The 18,187-nt window shown below is 71.7% G+C and carries 16 protein-coding genes; 6 read left to right on the top strand and 10 right to left on the bottom strand.

Features of this window, described 5'->3' with window-relative positions; genetic code table 11:
* Positions 1-75: 75 nt before the first annotated feature.
* The 7 genes from AN216_RS17980 to ectA form a co-directional block, all read right to left on the bottom strand.
* Entirely contained in the window at positions 76-765 is a 690-nt protein-coding gene (locus AN216_RS17980) for a response regulator transcription factor (protein WP_070197720.1), read from the bottom strand.
* A complete protein-coding gene (locus AN216_RS17975; protein WP_070197719.1) occupies positions 762-2,195 on the bottom strand; it encodes a sensor histidine kinase in 1,434 nt (477 codons plus the stop codon). Before AN216_RS17975 ends, AN216_RS17980 begins: the two co-directional genes overlap by 4 nt.
* On the bottom strand, positions 2,192-3,238 hold the full coding sequence (locus AN216_RS17970) for a hypothetical protein (RefSeq protein ID WP_244502520.1): 1,047 nt from the start codon (positions 3,236-3,238) through the stop codon (positions 2,192-2,194). Before AN216_RS17970 ends, AN216_RS17975 begins: the two co-directional genes overlap by 4 nt.
* Before the next feature lie 217 nt (positions 3,239-3,455).
* On the bottom strand, positions 3,456-4,355 hold the full coding sequence (gene thpD / locus AN216_RS17965) for an ectoine hydroxylase (RefSeq protein WP_070197718.1): 900 nt from the start codon (positions 4,353-4,355) through the stop codon (positions 3,456-3,458).
* Between the two features lie 72 nt (positions 4,356-4,427).
* Positions 4,428-4,832 (bottom strand): ectoine synthase, encoded by a 405-nt coding sequence (locus tag AN216_RS17960; RefSeq protein ID WP_070197717.1) that lies wholly within the window; start codon positions 4,830-4,832, stop codon positions 4,428-4,430.
* A 145-nt stretch (positions 4,833-4,977) separates the two neighbouring features.
* Complete coding sequence (gene ectB / locus AN216_RS17955) at positions 4,978-6,246, bottom strand: diaminobutyrate--2-oxoglutarate transaminase (protein WP_070197716.1); 1,269 nt, start codon at positions 6,244-6,246, stop codon at positions 4,978-4,980.
* A 99-nt stretch (positions 6,247-6,345) separates the two neighbouring features.
* Positions 6,346-6,876: a diaminobutyrate acetyltransferase gene (ectA, locus tag AN216_RS17950; protein WP_070197715.1), complete on the bottom strand. Its 531-nt coding sequence runs from the start codon at positions 6,874-6,876 to the stop codon at positions 6,346-6,348.
* 514 nt (positions 6,877-7,390) lie between these two features.
* On the opposite strand from ectA, the gene AN216_RS17945 reads away from it, so the two are divergent.
* A complete protein-coding gene (locus AN216_RS17945) occupies positions 7,391-8,485 on the top strand; it encodes an amidohydrolase family protein (RefSeq protein ID WP_070197714.1) in 1,095 nt (364 codons plus the stop codon).
* Positions 8,486-8,668: 183 nt separating this feature from the next.
* On the opposite strand, the gene AN216_RS17940 is transcribed toward AN216_RS17945, so the two are convergent.
* The 3 genes from AN216_RS17940 to AN216_RS17930 all read right to left on the bottom strand — a co-directional run bounded on the left by AN216_RS17940 (position 8,669) and on the right by AN216_RS17930 (position 11,631).
* Positions 8,669-9,724, bottom strand: coding sequence for a cobalamin biosynthesis protein (locus tag AN216_RS17940; protein ID WP_070197713.1), 1,056 nt, complete (start codon positions 9,722-9,724; stop codon positions 8,669-8,671).
* A gap of 205 nt (positions 9,725-9,929) precedes the next feature.
* Positions 9,930-10,142 carry a hypothetical protein gene (locus tag AN216_RS17935; protein ID WP_070197712.1) on the bottom strand — a complete coding sequence of 71 codons (213 nt, stop codon included), beginning with the start codon at positions 10,140-10,142 and terminating at the stop codon, positions 9,930-9,932.
* A 13-nt stretch (positions 10,143-10,155) separates the two neighbouring features.
* The gene (locus AN216_RS17930; RefSeq protein WP_079166722.1) at positions 10,156-11,631 is read right to left on the bottom strand and encodes an inorganic phosphate transporter; all 1,476 of its coding nucleotides are present in this window, start codon (positions 11,629-11,631) and stop codon (positions 10,156-10,158) included.
* Between the two features lie 364 nt (positions 11,632-11,995).
* Between AN216_RS17930 and AN216_RS17925 the strand changes: the two genes are divergently transcribed.
* The 5 genes from AN216_RS17925 to AN216_RS17905 all read left to right on the top strand — a co-directional run bounded on the left by AN216_RS17925 (position 11,996) and on the right by AN216_RS17905 (position 18,110).
* On the top strand, positions 11,996-13,234 hold the full coding sequence (locus tag AN216_RS17925) for an alpha/beta hydrolase (protein ID WP_070197711.1): 1,239 nt from the start codon (positions 11,996-11,998) through the stop codon (positions 13,232-13,234).
* 178 nt (positions 13,235-13,412) lie between these two features.
* Entirely contained in the window at positions 13,413-14,891 is a 1,479-nt protein-coding gene (locus AN216_RS17920) for a hypothetical protein (protein ID WP_079166721.1), read from the top strand.
* Positions 14,892-15,073: 182 nt separating this feature from the next.
* Positions 15,074-16,672 (top strand): ribosomal protection-like ABC-F family protein, encoded by a 1,599-nt coding sequence (abc-f, locus tag AN216_RS17915; RefSeq protein WP_070197710.1) that lies wholly within the window; start codon positions 15,074-15,076, stop codon positions 16,670-16,672.
* 356 nt (positions 16,673-17,028) lie between these two features.
* Positions 17,029-17,250, top strand: coding sequence for a helix-turn-helix domain-containing protein (locus AN216_RS17910; RefSeq protein ID WP_070197709.1), 222 nt, complete (start codon positions 17,029-17,031; stop codon positions 17,248-17,250).
* Positions 17,251-17,324: 74 nt separating this feature from the next.
* Positions 17,325-18,110 (top strand): enoyl-CoA hydratase/isomerase family protein, encoded by a 786-nt coding sequence (locus tag AN216_RS17905; protein WP_070197708.1) that lies wholly within the window; start codon positions 17,325-17,327, stop codon positions 18,108-18,110.
* Positions 18,111-18,187 lie beyond the last annotated feature (77 nt).

Below are 18,187 nucleotides of genomic sequence, written 5' to 3'. Positions count from 1 at the left end.
CGCTGGCGCCGCACCGCAACGGCTCCCGCTCCCGCCAGCGTCGGCGATCCGGAGAGCGGCGAGAGCGGGGCTTCGTCACCCGGGGGTCACGAAGCCCCGCTCGTACGCCGCGATCACCGCCTGGGTGCGGTCCCGGGCTCCGAGCTTCGTCAGCACCGCGGTGACCTGGCTCTTCGTGGTGGCCGGGCCGACCGCCATCTCGGCGGCGATCTCCGTGTTGCTCAGGCCCTCCGTCATCAGTCGCAGCACCTCGGCTTCCCGGGCGGTGAGCAGCGAGCGCAGGGTGGCGCCGTCGGCGCCCTCCTCGGGTGCGGACCGGGCGTACGGTGGCGCGTGCCGGACGGCGAGGGAGCGTACGGCGGCGGGGAAGAGCAGTGAGTCACCGCGCGCCACCAGCCGCACCGCCTGCACCAGTTCCTCGGCCGAGGACCGCTTGAGGAGGAAACCGCTGGCGCCGGCACGCAGCGCGTCGTAGACATAGGAGTCGTTCTCGAAGGTCGTCACGACGACGATGCGGGGCGCGGCGGCGCCCATGACGCTCAGTACCCGTTCGGTGGCCCGGATGCCGTCCACCTCGGGCATCCGTACGTCCATCAGGGCCACGTCGGGACGGGTCGCCCGGATGACCGAGACCGCCTCCGCGCCGCTGGCCGCCTCACCGGCCACCACCAGGTCCGGCTCGCCGCCCAGAATGGCCCGCAGGGCAGTGCGTACCAGCCGTTCGTCGTCTGCCAGCACGATCCGCAACGGCGGCGCGCCGGTCACCGGGACGCCCCCATCGTGTCGCTGTCGTTGTCCCCGACACCAGCCGCGTCGCCCCCGCCACCAGTCTCCCGGCAGCCGCCGGTGCGGTGGTTGCCGGACGGCAGCGGAAGCCGCGCGTCGAGCCGCCAGAGGTCCCCGTACGGTCCGGCGTGCGCGCTGCCGCCCAGGAGCAGGGCCCGTTCGGCCACTCCGGGAAGCCCGCGTCCGCCGGTGGCGGTCACCGCGCTCTCGACCAGGGACGGTCCGTCCGCGGTGTCGTGGCCGGTCGCTGCCGGCCGGGTGCGGGTGTTGTCCACGGTGATGCGCAACTCCTTCTCGGTCAGGGCGACCCGTAACCACACCGGTGCGCCGACCGCATGCCGCAGCGCGTTGCTGACCGCTTCCCGCGTGATGCGGTATCCCTCCTGAGCGACGCCCGTGGGCAGCGCCTCCAGCGTCGTCCGGGACGGGAGGTGCGTCTCCACCGGTACCCCCGCCGCCCGGGTACGAGCCACCAGCCCGTCCAGGTCCCGCGCGAGCGTGGAGGGACCGACGGGAGAGCCGCCGAGCCGGGTGCCGCCGGCCGCGCCGTCCGTCTCCGTGGAGTCCGCCGTACGCAGCAGCCCCAGCACCGAGTCCAGTTCCGTCACCGCCTCGCGTACCGTGCCCTCGATCGCGGTCAGCGCCTCGTGTACGAACTCGGGGTCCGAGTCGAGGACCCGCCGGGCCGCGCCCGCCTGCAGAGTGACCGCGCTGAGCGCGTGGCCGACGGAGTCGTGCAGCTCCCGCGCGAGCCGGTTGCGGGCCGCGAGCGTCGCGGCCCGCCGTTCGGCCGCCGCGAGCCGGTCGGCGGGGGTCGGACCGAGTAGGGCTGGCGCACACCTGGCACACACCGCGCCCACGGCCAGCACCAGCAGCCCGAGCGCGATCAGCAGGGCGAATCCCAGCAGCGGGGCGCACCACACGAGCCGGTCGGGCAACCACCCTGCGGTGCCCGACCAACGCTGGTCCCGCAGCTCCGGCACGAACGGCACGAGCAGCAGCGTCACCGCGAAGGGCGGTACGGCCAGGCTCGCGCCGCTCACCGGTGCGCCGACACCGACGTGCATGGTGAACCAACTGGCCGTACGTAGCCGGGCGGACCTGGAGGTGGCGGTCCCGTCCAGTTCGGTGGTGAGCCCCAACAGCGCCTGGGCCGCCGCTCGTTCCAGGGTGCGTACGACGGGGAACAGCCACCCGGTCGCGGCGGCGAGCGGCAGGCTGATCCCGTAGGCGAGCAGCTGCACACCGAGCGAGCGGAGCGGGTCGGCGCCCGGCCACACCAGCGGCAGCAGTGCGCTCACCAGTAGGAAGTACGGCATCAACAGCGCGCCGCCGAGCAACAGATGGACCCAGCGTCGACGGACGCGGCGGTCGCCCCGCGGGTTCCGAGTGGACGGCCGGGGGATCATCCGGCCTCCCGGCTGCGGAGCGCGGCGCGCTCGGCGAGAAAATGCGCTCCGATCGTGCTGACGCATACCCCGACGCTCATCTGGACAGCGTAGGTCAGGGACATCAGGGCGGAGGTGGACGAGGCGGGACCGTCGCCGTTCAGCGCGGTGACACTCGTCCAACCGCCCCAGCACACCAGTGCCGCGGAGCCGACCCAGGTCAGCGCGAGCGGCAGGGCGAGCGGTATCCGGACACGCGTGCCGTACGGCCTGGGCGGGAAGGCGAGCAGCAGCGTTCCGGTCATCGCCGAGGCGAGCAGCACCGCGTCGACGAGCGCGTTGGTGTACAAGCCGCCGTCCCGGCTCTCGGCCAGATGCGGGCTGAGACCGACCGTGGAACCCGTGGCCCACACCAGGTGCGCGCACAGCGGCAGCACCGCGAGCAGCGCCGCCGCGACCGCCGTGACGCGCAGTGCCGGCTTGGTCGCGGGCTCGGCGCGGTGCACCGCGTGGGCGCCCCCGGTAGGGCCCCGCCACAGGTGGGACCAGCGCGTACGGGCGTAGCTGACGAACAGGCCGCTCAGCGCGAGGCCCTGCACGACGAATCCGGTGTAGACGACCAGGAAGACCCAGTCCTCGAGGAACTCCGGCTCCCCCGCCGGCCTGCTGGTTCCGCTGCCGAACAGCGACTGCGCCAGGAAGCCGAGCATGACCGGGGCGAGCAGGCCGGTGGCGAACCACGCGGGCAGCACCGGCAGCCAGGCCGGCGTGCGTCGACCCCAGGGGCGGGTGAACAGCAGTGCGAGGACGATGACGGCGGCGTCCATCAGCACCGTGCCGGCGTTCACCAGCCGCATCGTCGTGACGTGCGCGGGATCGAGCAGCCAGCTGTCCGCGGGGATGCCCACCCCGCTCCCGCAGATCCAGGCGATCTTGAGGCAGATGTACGGGGCGCAACCGGCGATGGCGACGGCACAGCCGAGGGAACGCCAGCGTCGCGCCCCTCGCGTACGGTCGCTCGCGGGGGAGCCGCTGGGTTGGGTGGTAACGACGAGCTCTCTCATGCCGACCAGACTGCTCGGGCCAGGCGGACGGCACGTCGACTCGGACGATGATCCGTATCCCCCACATGGGGGAGACCCCTCCGGTCCCCTCCTACGGCGGGGCCCATCCCGGGCCCATCCCGGGCCCAGACGGAGGGGGCACACGGTCTCGAGACGGATGGGCCCCGATGTCGCACGGCGCCGCCCCGCCGTGCGGGGCGGCGCCGTGTCGCACCCGTCAGCTCACCGGGGTGAAGTCCCGCGCGCCGATGAAGCTGGGACGCCGGACCGGGGCGGCGAAGGGCTCGACCGCCGCGTTCCCCACGCTGTTGAACACGATGAACACGTTGCTCCGCGGGTACGGAGTGATGTTGTCACCGCTGCCGTGCATGCAGTTGCAGTCGAACCAGGTGGCCGAGCCGGGTGCCCCGGTGAAGAGCTTGATGCTGTGCTCCTCGGCGAGGTCGCTCAGTGCCTCGTCCGACGGGGTGCCGGCGTCCTGCATCTGCAGGGACTTCTTGTAGTTGTCCTTGGGCGTCGCCCCCGAGCAGCCGAGGAAGGTCAGATGCGACCCCGGCATGATCATCAAGCCACCGTTGGTGTCGTGGTTCCTGGTGAGCGCGATCGAGACCGAGACGGTCCGCATGTGCGGCAGGCCGTCCTCCGCGTGCCAGGTCTCGAAGTCGGAGTGCCAGTAGAAGCCCGTGGCACCGAAGCCCGGCTTGACGTTGATCCGGGACTGGTGGACGTACACGTCCGAGCCCAGGATCTGCCGTGCCCGGCCCACCAGACGCGGGTCCCGCACCAAGCGGGCGAAGACCTCACTGAGTTGGTGCACCTCGAACACGGTCCGGATCTTCTGTGACTGCGGCTCGACGATCGAACGCTCGTCGTCCCGCAGCTCCGGATCGGAGGTGAGCCGTTCCAGTTCCGCCTGGTAGACCGCCACCTCGTCGGGCGTGATCAGCTGGTCCACCGTGAGGAACCCGTCCCGCTCGTAGCCCGCCAGATCGGTGGCCGCGATCGGCCCCGGAGTACCCGGCTCGGACCACACCACGGGGTCCTGTCGCGGCGTGGCCACTTCGGTGGATCCGCGCGTCGGGTACAGGTCGGCGGTGCGCTCGGGTGCGGTGATCATGGTGTTGCCTTCCTCTCCTCTCGTACGGCCCTGTCAAGCGGGCGGTGCGGCCGGGTGGCCGTCGTGGCTGGCTCAGTCCTCCGCGGGCTCGGTGAGAAGCGGGTAGACGCCGTTCTCGTCATGGTCCTCCCGGCCGGTCACCGGCGGGTTGAAGACGCACATGACGCGGAAGTCGGACTTCGGACGCACCGTGTGCTTCTCGTGCCCGTCCAGCAGATACATCGTTCCCGGGCTGATCCAGTGCTTCTCACCGGTCTCGTCGTTGGTGAGTTCAGCCTCGCCCTCTACGCAGAGTACGGCCTCGATGTGATTGGCGTACCACATCGATGTCTCGGTGCCCGCGTACAGCGTGGTCTCGTGCAGCGAGAAACCGACGCGTTCCTTCGCCAACACGATGCGCTTGCTGCGCCAGGTGCCGGACGCCGACCTGACGTCCCGGTCGGTCCCCTCGATCTCCTGGAAAGAACGAACAATCACGGTGTAATCCCTTTCTGGACCTGTCGTTTTTCTCTCGGATTCCGCGGGAGAACGGCCGGGCCGTTCGAGTACCTCGTGGTGCCCGCGGCACACCAAAGAGGGCGGCCCGCCCCGTACGAGACGGGACGGGCCGCGGCAAGGAGGGCTACACGGACTCGCGGACCGCGCGTGCCAGGATGCGCAGGCCCTCGTCCAGCTCCTCCGGAGTGATGGTCAGCGACGGCAGCAGCTTGACGACCTCGCTCTGCGGCCCGGAGGTCTCGATCAGCATGCCCAGCTCGAACGCGCGCTTGGCCACCGCGCCGGCCCGCTCGGGGTCGTGGAACTCCAGACCCCAGACCAGCCCACGGCCACGGAAGTCGGCGACCGACTCGGAGTTCTCCGCGGCGATCCCGCGCAGCGCGCCCTCCACCTGCTCGCCCCGGGCGATGGTCTGCTTCTCCATCTGCCCGTCTGTCCAGTACGTCTCCAGCGCGGCGGTCGCGGTGACGAAGGCCGGGTTGTTGCCGCGGAACGTGCCGTTGTGCTCGCCCGGTTCCCACACGTCCAGCTCCGGCTTGAACAGGGTGAGGGCGAGCGGCAGCCCGTAACCGCCGATGGACTTGGACAGGGTGATGATGTCCGGCTTGATGCCCGCCTCCTCGAAGGAGAAGAAGGCGCCGGTACGACCGCAGCCCATCTGGATGTCGTCGACGATCAGCAGCATGTCGTGCCGCTCGCACAGCTCGGAGAGCGCCCGCAGCCACTCGGCGCGGGCCACGTTGATACCGCCCTCGCCCTGCACCGTTTCGACGATCACGGCAGCCGGCTTGTTGAGGCCGGAGCCCTGGTCCTCCAGCAGTCGCTCGAACCAGATGAAGTCCGGGGTGGCGCCGTCCAGGTAGTCGTCGAACGGCATCGGGGTGCCGTGCACCAGCGGGATGCCCGCGCCGGCGCGCTTGAAGGCGTTGCCGGTGACGGCGAGCGAGCCCAGCGACATGCCGTGGAAGGCGTTCGTGAAGGACACGATGGACTCACGGCCCTTGACCTTCCGGGCCAGCTTCAGCGCCGCCTCGACGGCGTTGGTCCCGGTCGGCCCGGGGAACATCACCTTGTGGTCCAGCCCGCGGGGTTTGAGGATCGTCTCGGAGAACGCCTCGAGGAAGGCACGTTTCGCGGCGGTGGACATGTCCAGGCCGTGGACGACGCCGTCCCGCTCGATGTAGTCCAGCAGGGCGCGTTTGAGCACGGGGTTGTTGTGCCCGTAGTTGAGTGTCCCGGCGCCCGCGAAGAAGTCGAGGTACGTGTGGCCGTCCTCGTCGTACATGTGCGCGCCCTGCGCGCGGTCGAAGACGGTGGGCCAGCCGCGGCAGTAGCTACGGACCTCCGACTCGACGGTATGGAAGACGCTCAGGTCCGGCTGGGTGATGGTCACAGCATGCTCCTGGGGTGGGTCACGTGGGAAGTCTGTTGGGTTCTCTGGTGCGGGCACCGGCGTACGCGCTCGCCCGGGGGCCGCTCTCGGCTGCCCGCGTCAGCGCCGGTCGGCGCCGGGGCGCAGGGCCACGAGGGCGGGGACCGGGCCTATCCGGTACAGCATCTCCGGCTCGTGGCCGGCCTCCGGGAACACCTCGCGGTCGAACAGCGCCTCGTGCTCCAACGCGGCGCCGTGCCGTTCGGCGTAGGAGGTGAAGAGGCGGTTGGAGGGGGTGTTGTCCGGTGTCACCGTGGTCTCGAGGGACTGGGCGCCGTGCTCCTCGGCGGCGCGGGCGCTGAGGCCGTCGAGCATCGCCGCTGCGAGCCCGCGTCCCCGCTGCGCCTCGTCCACGGCCACCTGCCAGACGAGCAGGGTCCGCGGGTGCCGGGGACGGAGGTAGCCGGTGATGAAACCGACCGGTCCGCCGTCCGCGTCACGGGCCACGACCGACGTGTCGGCGAAGTCGCGGCACCACAGGAGGTAGCTGTAGGAGGAGTTGAGGTCGAGCGTCCTGGAGTCACGGGCGATGCGCCACATGGCGGCTCCGTCTTCCAGACGTGGTACGTCGAGCTTCAGTCCCTCCGGCATTTCCAGGAAGTCGCTAGGGGCACGTGCATGTTCTGCTTGTGCGGCGGTCATGGGGACCAAATTTACCGAGGACAAACTGAAATCGCATCGCTGGCACGGGTTACCAGAAAGCATGTCCTGTGTTATCGCGCGAGGCTGTCGGCTGCGGCGTAGGGCCGAGGTTTTCGCTGGTCGTATGCGGATTTAGTGGGGCGAAACGGGCGCCCTGTGGAGTCCGTCACATTGGCATAACGACTGATGTCGCCGATTCGGCAGCGTTGCTTCAGCGTAGCGGAATCTTGGCGTTTGAGCGCCGAGAAAGCGGGAAGAAGAATGACGTCAAGCTTACGCGATCGCCTTCCCCGAATGCATCCCGAGTGAATCTTGGGGTCTCCCGGCGGTGGCTGTGGCGCGAATTCCCAGGGAATCACGCCCGCGGGCCACCTCCAAGCGGCATCTCCAGGAGAGCTCCCACGGGTGTTCGTCGCTCCAGGCCACTGGCCGCACGGCCGGGCCCTGCCCGTACAGTTCGGCCATGAGCGACGGCGGAATTCTCCACATCAAGGGGCGCGTGCTGGTCGGTCCCGAGGACGTACGGGACGAGCTGTGGGTGGTGGACGGCCGTCTCACCTACGAACGCCCCGCCGGCCCGCGACTCGACCCGGTCCAACTCACCGGCTGGGTGCTGCCCGGCCTGGTCGACGCGCACTGCCACGTCGGTCTGGACGCGCACGGCGCCGTGGACGACTCCACCACCGAGAAGCAGGCACTGTCGGACCGGGAAGCCGGGGCGCTGCTGCTGCGGGACGCCGGTTCTCCGGCGGACACCCGCTGGATCGACGACCGGGAGGATCTGCCCCGGATCATCCGGGCCGGCCGGCACATCGCCCGTACCCGTCGGTACATCCGGAACTACGCGCACGAGATCGAGCCGGGTGACCTGGCCGCGTACGTCCGCCAGGAGGCGCGACGCGGAGACGGTTGGGTGAAGATCGTCGGGGACTGGATCGATCGTGCCGAGGGCGACCTCACGCCCTGCTGGCCGCGCTGGGCGGTGGAGGAGGCGATCCAGGCCGCCCACGCGGAAGGGGCCCGGGTGACGGCGCACTGCTTCGCCGAGAGTTCGCTGCGGGACCTCGTCGAAGCCGGCATCGACTGTGTCGAGCACGCCACCGGGCTGACCGAGGAGACCATCCCGCTGTTCGCGGAGCGCGGAGTGGCCATCGTGCCGACGCTCGTCAACATCGGCACCTTCCCGGACCTCGCCGCCGGCGGCGAGGCCAAGTACCCGGACTGGTCGGCGCACATGCGCCGGCTGCACGCCCGGCGGTACGACACCGTGCGCGCCGCCTACGAAGCGGGCATCCCGGTCTTCGTGGGCACCGACGCCGGCGGTTCACTCCCGCACGGCCTGATAGCCCAGGAGGTGGCCGAGCTGGTGCACGCCGGCATCCCCGCGCCGGACGCGTTGTCCGCCACCGCCTGGCAGGCCCGTCGATGGCTGGGACGGCCCGGGCTCGCCGAAGGCGCGCCGGCGGACCTGGTGGTCTACGACACGGACCCGCGAGTGGACGTACGCGCCCTCGCGGCGCCGCGACACGTCGTGCTGCGTGGCCGCGTCCTGCGCTGACCAGACCCGACCAGACGTGACGTTTCATGGCTGTCATGGCCTGCCATGACGGGACGGGGCATGGCCGTGGCGTACGGGACGTGCGCGGTCCCGGTCCGTGGTGAGCGAGGCGCGTGAGACGGCACCGCCGTCGACGTACGGGCCGCGTTTGGCGTACTGACGGGCGTACGACCGTACGCGGGGTCAGTACGCCAGCCGCGCGCTCGGCGTGGCGTGGCCGGCGCGCCGACGGACGCCGGAGCCACCACCGGCCAGTGTCGCTCGTACGGCGCGGCCGGCCAGCCGGCCGACCAGGCCGCCGGCCACGGTGCCGAGCAGCGCCAACGCGCCGACCCGGCGGGACAGTCGGGCCGCCCGCGCGATGTCGCCGGCCTGGGGCGTGCGGCCGTGCGCGTTGAGCGGCGGACGGTGCTCCACCCGGCCGCCGTAGGACAGCGTGCCGCCCAGGCGCAGTCCCAGCGCTCCCGCGAACGCCGCTTCCACCGGACCGGCGTTGGGGCTGGGGTGGGCTCGCCCGTCCGCGCGCCAGGACCGGAGCGCGCCCTCTCGGTCCGGCCCGGCGACGGTGGCGAGCAGGGCGGTGAGACGCGCGCCGGGCCAGCCCATCGCGTCGTCCAGCCGGGCTGCGCTCCAGCCGAACCGGGCGTACCTGTCGGAGCGGTGACCGACCATCGCGTCCAGCGTGTTCACCGCCCGGAAGGCGACCAGCCCCGGCGTGCCCGCCAACGCGCCCCAGACCAGGGCGCCGACCACGGCGTCGGAGGTGTTCTCCGCGAGCGACTCGACGGTGGCGCGTGCGATCTCCTCGCCGTCCAGGGCACGCGGGTCCCGGCCACAGAGCCGGGGCAGCAGGGCCCGAGCCTCCTCCAGGTCACCGGCTTCCAGCGCGGCGCCCACACCGGTCGCCTCCCGAGCCAGCGAACTGCCCCCGAGCACCGCCCAGCTGGCTGTGCCCGTGAGCACCGTCCGGTTCAACCGCTGTGCGGCGGGAGAGGCCCGTGCCACCGCGTGGCCGAGCGCCACCACGGCCGTCGTGGCGCCACCCACGCACAGCGCGGTGTGTACGGCTCCGGCCGCGCGCCGGTCCCGCCAGAGAAGACGCTCGAGCGTCGCCGCGCCACGCCCGAAGGCCGCGACGGGGTGTCCCCGGCGTGGGTCGCCCAGCAGCAGGTCGGTGAGATAGCCCAGCGCAGTGCCGTACGCCCAGGAGCCGCCACGTGAGGTCGACTGGCCGGGCATGGTGCGTCCTTACCCAGGGCGAACGGCCCTGTTCTCGGGGGTTCGGGGCTGGGGGAACGAGGGGTTCTCGTGTGACCGCCGGTCGGCCCCGAGGGCCGGCGCCGCCGGCGGCAGTCCACCATGGCCGGGTGCCCTCGTCAACCGAGCCCGGCGCCGTGACCTGCGAGGGAGGGGGCTGTCGGGTTCGGTTGACGGAGCCGGGGAACTACGCGGCGATCAGATAGATGCCGTAGATCACCGCCAGACCGCACACGCCGAAGCAGGCGTACGCGCCGGTGCGTGCCAGCACGGGCGTGCCGCCGCTCGACGGCTTGCGGCCGGCGCCGATGATGCCGAGGGTGAAGACGCCCACGAGGGCGACGGTCGCCACCAGGCTGACGCCGAAGACCTCGCCGAGAGCGGCCCAGTCGATGTCCATAACCGTGTGCCCTTCAGGAGACGCTGGACGCGGTTGAGGTGCTGGAACCGGCGGACGAGCGGGAAGCCGCGCCCACCGAGTTGTACTGGCGTGGAACGCTGTCGCGCAACGCCGTGGCGTCGGGGTCGGCCTGTTCGGTCTCGGTCGGCTCCGACGCCGTGTGACCGGTCGCCGCAGCGGTGGCCGGCTCCGCGCTGATGTCGCCGCCCTCCGCTGGTTCGGCGGTCACCGCGGCGGCGTCCGCCTCGGCCTCCGGAAGGCCTTCGCCGTCCCCGCCCCGCGGGCCAGCGGCCGGGGGTGGGGAGACCGCCTGCACGGCCGCGGTGACCACGCCGGGGGCCTGCTCGTCCGGGTCGGCGCCGGAGGTGCTGCCGGTCTCCGCTTCCGGCATGTCGTTGACGTTGGTGTGGTCCACGGGCTGGCGGCGCGAGGCGAGCCAGATGCCGCCGCTGCTCGCCACCAGGAACACCGCGATCGCCGTGACACCCAGATTGCCCTGCTCGGCGACCAGCGCGGACACGGCCGCGACCAGTCCCGCAGCCGGCACCGTCAGGCCCCAGCCGACGATCATCCGTCCGGCGGTCGACCACCGCACGACGCCCCCCTTGCGCCCTACGCCGGCACCCATGACGGCACCCGAGCAGACATGCGTGGTGGAGAGCGAGAAGCCGATGTGGGAGGAGGCCAGGATGGTGGTCGCCGCGCTCGTCTGGGCGGCGAAGCCCTGCGGCGGCTGGATGTCCGTGATGCCCTTGCCCATGGTGCGGATGATCCGCCAGCCGCCGAGGTAGGTGCCGAGCGCGATCGCCAGGCCGGCGGAGGCGATGACCCACAACGGCGGATCGGCGTCCGCCCCCAGCGCGCCGCCGGAGATCAGGGCCAGCGTGATGACGCCCATGGTCTTCTGCGCGTCGTTGGTGCCGTGCGCGAGGGAGACCAGGGCCGCGGAGGTGATCTGCCCCCACCGGTAGCCCTGTGCGGTCTGCCGCTCGTCGGTGTCGCGGGTCAGGCGGTACGACAGTCGGGTAGCGAAAAGCGCCGCCAGTCCGGCGACCAGCGGCGCGGCGAGTGCCGGGATCAGGACCTTCATCACGACGACGTCGCCGTTCACCGCGCCGAAACCGACGGAGGCGACTGTCGCGCCGAGCAGACCGCCCATCAGGGCGTGTGACGAACTGGAGGGGAGACCGGCCAGCCAGGTCAGCATGTTCCAGAGGATCGCGCCGACCAACGCGGCGAAGATCACTTCGGGTTTGATGCCGGAGCCTTCGTCGATGAGTCCGGAAGAGATGGTCTTGGCGACCTCGACGGAGACGAACGCCCCGACGAGGTTCAGGACCGCCGACATCGCCACCGCGGCCTTGGGCTTCATCGCCCCGGTGGAGATGGTGGTGGCCATGGCGTTGGCCGTGTCGTGGAAGCCGTTCGTAAAGTCGAACACCAAGGCCGTGACGATCACGATCCCGATGAGAAGCGTGATGTGTTCCATTCCACCCAGGCAATCAGTTCGAAGGAAAATGACTCGCTGAACGTAAAGATCGCGAGTGAACGGGAGATGAACTGAGACGGGCGTCCGGGTGTCGCTCTGCGCCGCCTTCCGTATGCGGGTCTCCGGCCGGGTGTGGAAGCGCGCCCCGGGGGAGGCCGTGCGGCATGCGGCCGGGGGTGCCAAGGGGCGCGCGGGGCAAGGCAGGGGTGCGCACCGGAAGGGAACGGCCGGCCGCACTGGGTCGGTTGACCACGACCGTGGACGAGAGGACGCGGAGGGCCCACGAGTCCCGGACGGTACGCCCGTTCACCCGGGCACCGCCCAGCGGTGGCCGTACCACCCCGGGGTGCGGAAACTGGCCGGGATGCGCCCGCAGACCACGGCGGCACTGACCGCCACCACCGTATTGGGTGCCGGAGCGGTCGCCCTGTGGGCCGGACGGCACGCCGCTGACCTCGCCCTGAAGCCCGCCCGCGCCCGTCCCGCCCGTACCCCCGTTCCCGCCGGCTTCACCGCGTCCTGGCTGACCGTGCACGCCTGTACGGCGCCGACGGAGCCCGAGACCCCCGGCGGACGAGGGGGGCCGGTGGCGCACGGGCGTACGGACGACCCCGTCCGCACGTCCCCCGCGACACCCGGCCGGATCGTGCTGACCCGTTCGCTCGCCGCTGAGCTTCCCGGCCACTACGGACTCGCCGGACGGGACGGGCGCCATGCCGCCGTCGGTCCGGTGCTGGACGATCCGAGCGGGAGCCCGGACACCCTCGTACGTCGGCTGGACCATCTCCCGGACGGCGCCTTCAGCACTGGTGCGCGAGTCCGACTCACCCCGCTGGTACGCACGGGGAGTCCCCGGGACGCCCTCGGCGCGGACTACACCGAGGTGGACGTGCCCGGCCCGGACGGCTCGCTGCCGGCCTGGTTCGTACCGGGCGGCCGGAGCACCTGGGTGATCGCCGTACACGGGCTGGGCGGCACCCGGGAACAGGCGTTGACCGTGCTGCCGCTGCTGCGGCGGCTGCGGCTCCCGGTGCTCTCGCTGGGTTATCGCGGGGATCCGGGAGCGCCCCGTCCGGAGCACGGTGTCGGGCACCTGGGCGCGACCGAGTGGCCGGACGTGGACGCGGCACTGCGCTACGCGACACGGCACGACGCCGCGCGCATCGTGCTGTACGGCTGGTCCACCGGGGCCACCATGGCACTGCGCGCCGTCGCCGAGTCGGTGTATCGGGAGCGTCTCTGCGGCCTGGTACTCGACTCCCCGGTGCTGGACCGGCGGGCGACGCTGCGCGCGCTGGCCGCCTCCCGGGGCGTCCCCCGGATGCTGCTGCCGCTCGCCGAACGAGCCGCTGAGGGCCGTGGACTGCGGCTGTCGGCGGCCACCGATTCCGGCCCGTCGCCGTGCCCGCCGGTGCCCACCCTCCTGCTGCACGGTCCGGACGACACCATCGCCCCCTGGGACGCCTCGCGAGCGCTCGCCGCGCGGTTCCCCGGTCGGGTGACCCTGCACACCGTCCGCCGGGCCCGGCACGCCGCCATGTGGAACGTCGACCCGAGTGGCTACGAGGAGTCCGTCCGCCGCTTCCTGACCTCGGTCATCTGAGGTCCCGAACCGTACGCCCCACGGCCGTACGCACGCCCGACGCGGCTTCGTACGGCGGGCGGACCCGGCGCGTACCGGGCGGCCCACCGGGCCCGCGTGGCGGTCCGCGCGGTGGCGCCAAGTGCGCGGGCGCCACCCCCGTTTGGGTTTTCCGCGCTACACCGTGAAGACTGCTCCTGTGACGTCCCGTACACCGCGAGACAACCGTTTGCGCCTCGTCCCCAGCCGGCCGATCGCCGCTGCGCGCCGAACCGTGACCGAGGCCCCCCGTGGCCGGTCCTGGCCCGCGCATGGCGCGTCCGCGCCCAGACCTCCGAAAGGCACCCCACCTCCCGCCGTGCTCGCCCGGCAGGCGCGCGCGGTGCTGCACGACGCCGTACGCATGGCCCGCTGGGCGGCGGAGGAGCCGGCCCGTTCGAAGGCCTCGGGGGTACCCACCCCGGAAGCCTTCGAGCGGGCCGCCGCCGACCTGCGCCGTACCCCCGAGCAGGTGCGGGCGGACTGGGACCGGGCGCGGCTCGCCGGGCTGGTCGAGCTACAGGGGGAACCGGCGGTCGCCCGGCCGAGTTGGCGACTGCGTGCGTGGGAACGCGACGACAGCGCCGTACTGCGCGGCTGGGTGGCGCTCTTCGACGCGTGGTCGCTGGCCCGCCCGACGCCGCCGCCGGACGCGGCCGACCCGGTGCTCCTGGGAGAGGTGGTGGTGGCGATGCCGCAGCTGCTCTCGCTGCTCCAGCTCTCGGCCGGGCCCGTGACCGTACCGGCGCTGATGGACCTGCTGGTGCAGCGCGTCACGGAGTTGCGCAGCGAGCGGGACGCCGGGCTGGACGAGTCCGCGGACCCGCTCGCCGTGCTTCTGGAGTGGGGTCTCGACGGGCTGGCGGCCGTCGGCGCGCTGACCCGCTGCCGTGCGAATCGGGGCCCCGAGGAGCCCGAGGGTGTCGAGGACCCGGACGACGCTGAGAGCACCGCTGCGGCCGAGGGGCGGGAGAGCGGCTCGGCCGTGCTCACTCCGCTGGGCAACTGGGCGGTCTGGACGAAACTGGAGCAGATCTGCGTGGCCGCGCAGAGTCCGGCGGGGAACATCGAGCAGTCCGCCGGTGACATGCTGCACGGCTGCGCGCGGCTCACTCCCGGACCGGCGCGCGCGGAGTACCGGGCCTGGCTGGCCGCCCGGTCCACCGGAGTCGCGGTGTCCGGACTGCTGGAGGCCGCCCGGGGTCAGGACGCGCTGATCCGTGGGTTGGCCTTCGAGGCGCTCAGGGTCGTCGGGGCCCCGGCCGAGACGGAGGTGCGAGCGGCGGCCGAGGAGCCGGTGCTGCGTCCGTACGCCCTGCTGTGGTTGGCCGAACAGGACGGCGCGGACCCGGAGGAGCTGGCCGGTGGCGCCCCCGGGGTGCTCAGCCGGGAGGAGGCCACCTGGCTGTGGGTGGACACGGCAGCCGCGGTCACCGACCACGGCGAGGGGCAGTTGCTGGTCGACCACCTGGGCACGGCGGTGCAGGGCTCCGTGCCGGAGCTGTTGGAGGAGGTACGCGCGACCGGGCATCCGCGCACCGTCCAGGTGCTGGTGGCACTGGCCGCGGCGCACCCGGACCCGGCACTCGCCAAGGCGGTGCGCCGGGCGGCGTTCCAGGTGCACACCGGCGACGGGTGACCTGCCGGTCCGGCGCCGTGGCTGCCGGCGGGACGTCGCAGGGTGGTCCGGGCGCCCGAAAAGCACTTGTGAGCCGCCGGTAGACTGGGCCCATGGCTCATGTCCTCGTGCACTAGGCGTTCGTACGTCTCACGCCCGGTCTTCGTACGTACGTCACTCTCACCTGCCTTGGAGCCTGTTCCGTGATCACCGCATCCGGCCTGGAGCTGCGCGTCGGCGCGCGCCTCCTCATCGAGTCCGCAACTTTCCGTATCGCACCGGGCGACCGCATCGGTCTGGTCGGCCGCAACGGCGCCGGCAAGACGACCCTCACCAAGTGCCTCGCGGGCGAGGGCACGCCCGCCGCCGGCACCATCTCCCGTACCGGTGAGGTGGGTTACCTCCCGCAGGACCCGCGCACCGGCGACCTCGACGTCCTGGCGCGGGACCGCATCCTGTCCGCCCGCGGACTGGACTCGGTGGTTCGGCGCATGCGGGAGAACGAGGACCGGATGGCCAGCGGGCAGGACACCACACGTGAGCGGGCCATGCGGCGGTACGAACGGTTGGAGGCGGAGTTCGTCAGCAAGGGCGGATACGCCGCGGAGGCCGAGGCCGCCACCATCGCGTCCAGCCTGGGGCTGCCCGACCGGGTGCTGGCCCAGCCACTGCACACCCTCTCCGGCGGGCAGCGGCGCCGGGTGGAGTTGGCCCGCATCCTCTTCTCCGACGCTGAGACGCTGCTGCTGGACGAGCCGACGAACCACCTGGACGCCGACTCGGTCAGCTGGCTGCGGGACTTCCTCAAGACCTACCGGGGCGGGCTCGTGGTGATCTCGCACGACGTGAACCTCGTGGAGACAGTGGTCAACAAGGTCTTCAGCCTGGACGCGAACCGTTCCCGTATCGACGCGTACAACATGGGTTGGAAGCAGTATCTGGCCCAGCGTGAGGCGGACGAGCAGCGCCGCAGGCGGGAGCGGGCGAACGCGGAGAAGAAGGCCGCCTCGCTGAACCTCCAGGCGGACAAGATGCGGGCCAAGGCCACCAAGGCGGTCGCGGCCAAGAACATGGCGCGGCGCGCGGACCAGATGCTGTCCGGACTGGAGCAGGAGCGGCAGGCGGACAAGGTCGCCAAGCTGCGGTTCCCCGATCCGGCGCCGTGCGGCAAGACGCCGCTGATGGCGGAGGGCCTGTCGAAGACGTACGGCTCGCTCGAGATCTTCACCGATGTCGACCTGGCCATCGACCGCGGCTCGCGGGTCGTGATCCTCGGGCTGAACGGCGCCGGCAAGACCACCCTGCTGCGGTTGCTCGCCGGCGTCGAGGATCCCGACACCGGCAAGGTCGCACCCGGGCACGGCCTCAAGCTCGGCTACTACGCGCAGGAGCACGAGACGCTCGACCCGGAGCGCACAGTGCTGGAGAACATGCGCTCCTCGGCGCCCGACATGGACCTGGTGTCGCTGCGCAAGACGCTGGGTTCGTTCCTCTTCTCCGGCGACGACGTGGACAAGCCCGCGAGTGTGCTCTCCGGCGGTGAGAAGACCCGGCTCGCGCTGGCCACCCTGGTGGTCTCCTCGGCGAACGTGCTGTTGTTGGACGAGCCGACCAACAACCTCGATCCGGCGAGCCGGGAGGAGATCCTGGGCGCGCTGCGTGGCTTCACCGGAGCGGTGGTGCTGGTCACGCACGATGAGGGCGCGGTGGACGCGCTGCAACCGGAGCGGATCATCCTGCTGCCCGACGGCGTCGAGGACCTGTGGGGCGAGGACTACGCGGACCTCGTGGCGCTCGCGTGATCATCTTCGGCTGGATCATTCGGCCGACGGGTGATCCTTCATCTGAGTGAGGCCGGCTCGTACTACGGCGCCGCCCGTACGAAGACCCGCGGAAGGCCGCACGGCGCGCACGGACACGTGGCCACCGAGCCAGTTGTGACACCCTGACCAGCCGTTTCCGTCGCCGACTCGGACAGCCCCGGTAGTCGCGGGACGCTCCCGCGGACGCAGCGGGTGTCCGGGACCGCGGCTGCGCGGCCGTACGGCGGACCCCGTGCGTCCACGCGGTTGGACTGACCTGACCGAATGGGTGGCCAGATGGCCTCGGAGGGGTGATCATGAGAGTCACAGAGCGCACTTCCCATGAGGAGGCACGGGTGGCCGAGACTCTGAAGAAGGGCAGCCGGGTAACCGGCGCTGCGCGCGAGAAGCTCGCGGCAGACCTCAAGAAGAAGTACGACTCCGGTGCGAGCATTCGGGCGCTGGCCGAAGAGACCGGTCGCTCCTACGGCTTCGTGCACCGGATGCTCAGCGAATCCGGCGTTGCCCTGCGTGGCCGCGGCGGAGCGACACGGGGCAAGAAGTCCACCTCGTCCTGACGAGGCTTTCGCACACCGGTCGCCGGTGGTTACTCTTCAGTACGCCTACTGTTGAGTAACCACCGGAGGTCCTCATGCCCACGCCCCAGTTCGAGCAGGACGGTGTGCTGCTCACCGTGGACGGCGCCGTCGCCACGGTCACACTGGCCAACGCCGCCAAGCGGAACGCCCAGAGCCCCGCCATGTGGCGCGCGTTGGAGGAGGCGGGTCGACAACTGCCCGGCGACGTACGGGTCGTCGTGCTGCGCGGCGAGGGTGTGTCCTTCTCCGCCGGACTGGACCGGAAGGCCTTCACCCCGGAGGGCTTCGAGGACGAGCCGTCGTTCCTGGACATGGCGGGTTGGCCGGCCGAGGACCTGGACCCGGTGATCGCCGCCTACCAGCGGGCTTTCACCTGGTGGCGACGCAGTGACCTGATCAGCATCGCCGCTGTCCAGGGGCACGCCATCGGGGCCGGGTTCCAACTCGCGCTGGCCTGCGACCTGCGGGTGTGCGCGGACGATGTCCAGTTCGCCATGCGCGAGCCAGGCCTGGGGTTGGTCCCGGACCTTACGGGCACCAAACCGTTGGTCGAACTCCTCGGATACGCCCGTGCCCTGGAGATCTGCGCCACCGGCCGGTTCGTCCAGGCGGCCGAGGCCGAACGCTCCGGACTGGCCAATCTGGTGGTTCCGGTGGCCGAGCTCGAGGGTGCGGTATCGGACCTCACCGCGGCCGTGCTCGCCGCCCCTCGCGGCGCCGTCATCGAGACCAAGGCGCTGTTGGCCGGTTCCGCGTCACGTACGCCCGAGGAGCAGTACGCCGCGGAGCGGGAGGCGCAGGGCCGCCGGCTGCGTGAACTGGCCGGACAGGGGGACTGACGCCGTCCCCCGGAGCCCGTCGGTCGGGAGCCGTCACCCGGGAGATGCCCTTCCGGCGGCGTGCCGGGTCGTACGTG

The sequence above is a fragment of the Streptomyces oceani genome, from assembly GCF_001751245.1.
GTDB classification, from domain to species: Bacteria; Actinomycetota; Actinomycetes; order Streptomycetales; family Streptomycetaceae; genus Streptomyces; species Streptomyces oceani.
Note: the sequence above shows the minus strand (reverse complement) of the source record. Positions and strands in the feature narration are given on the sequence as shown.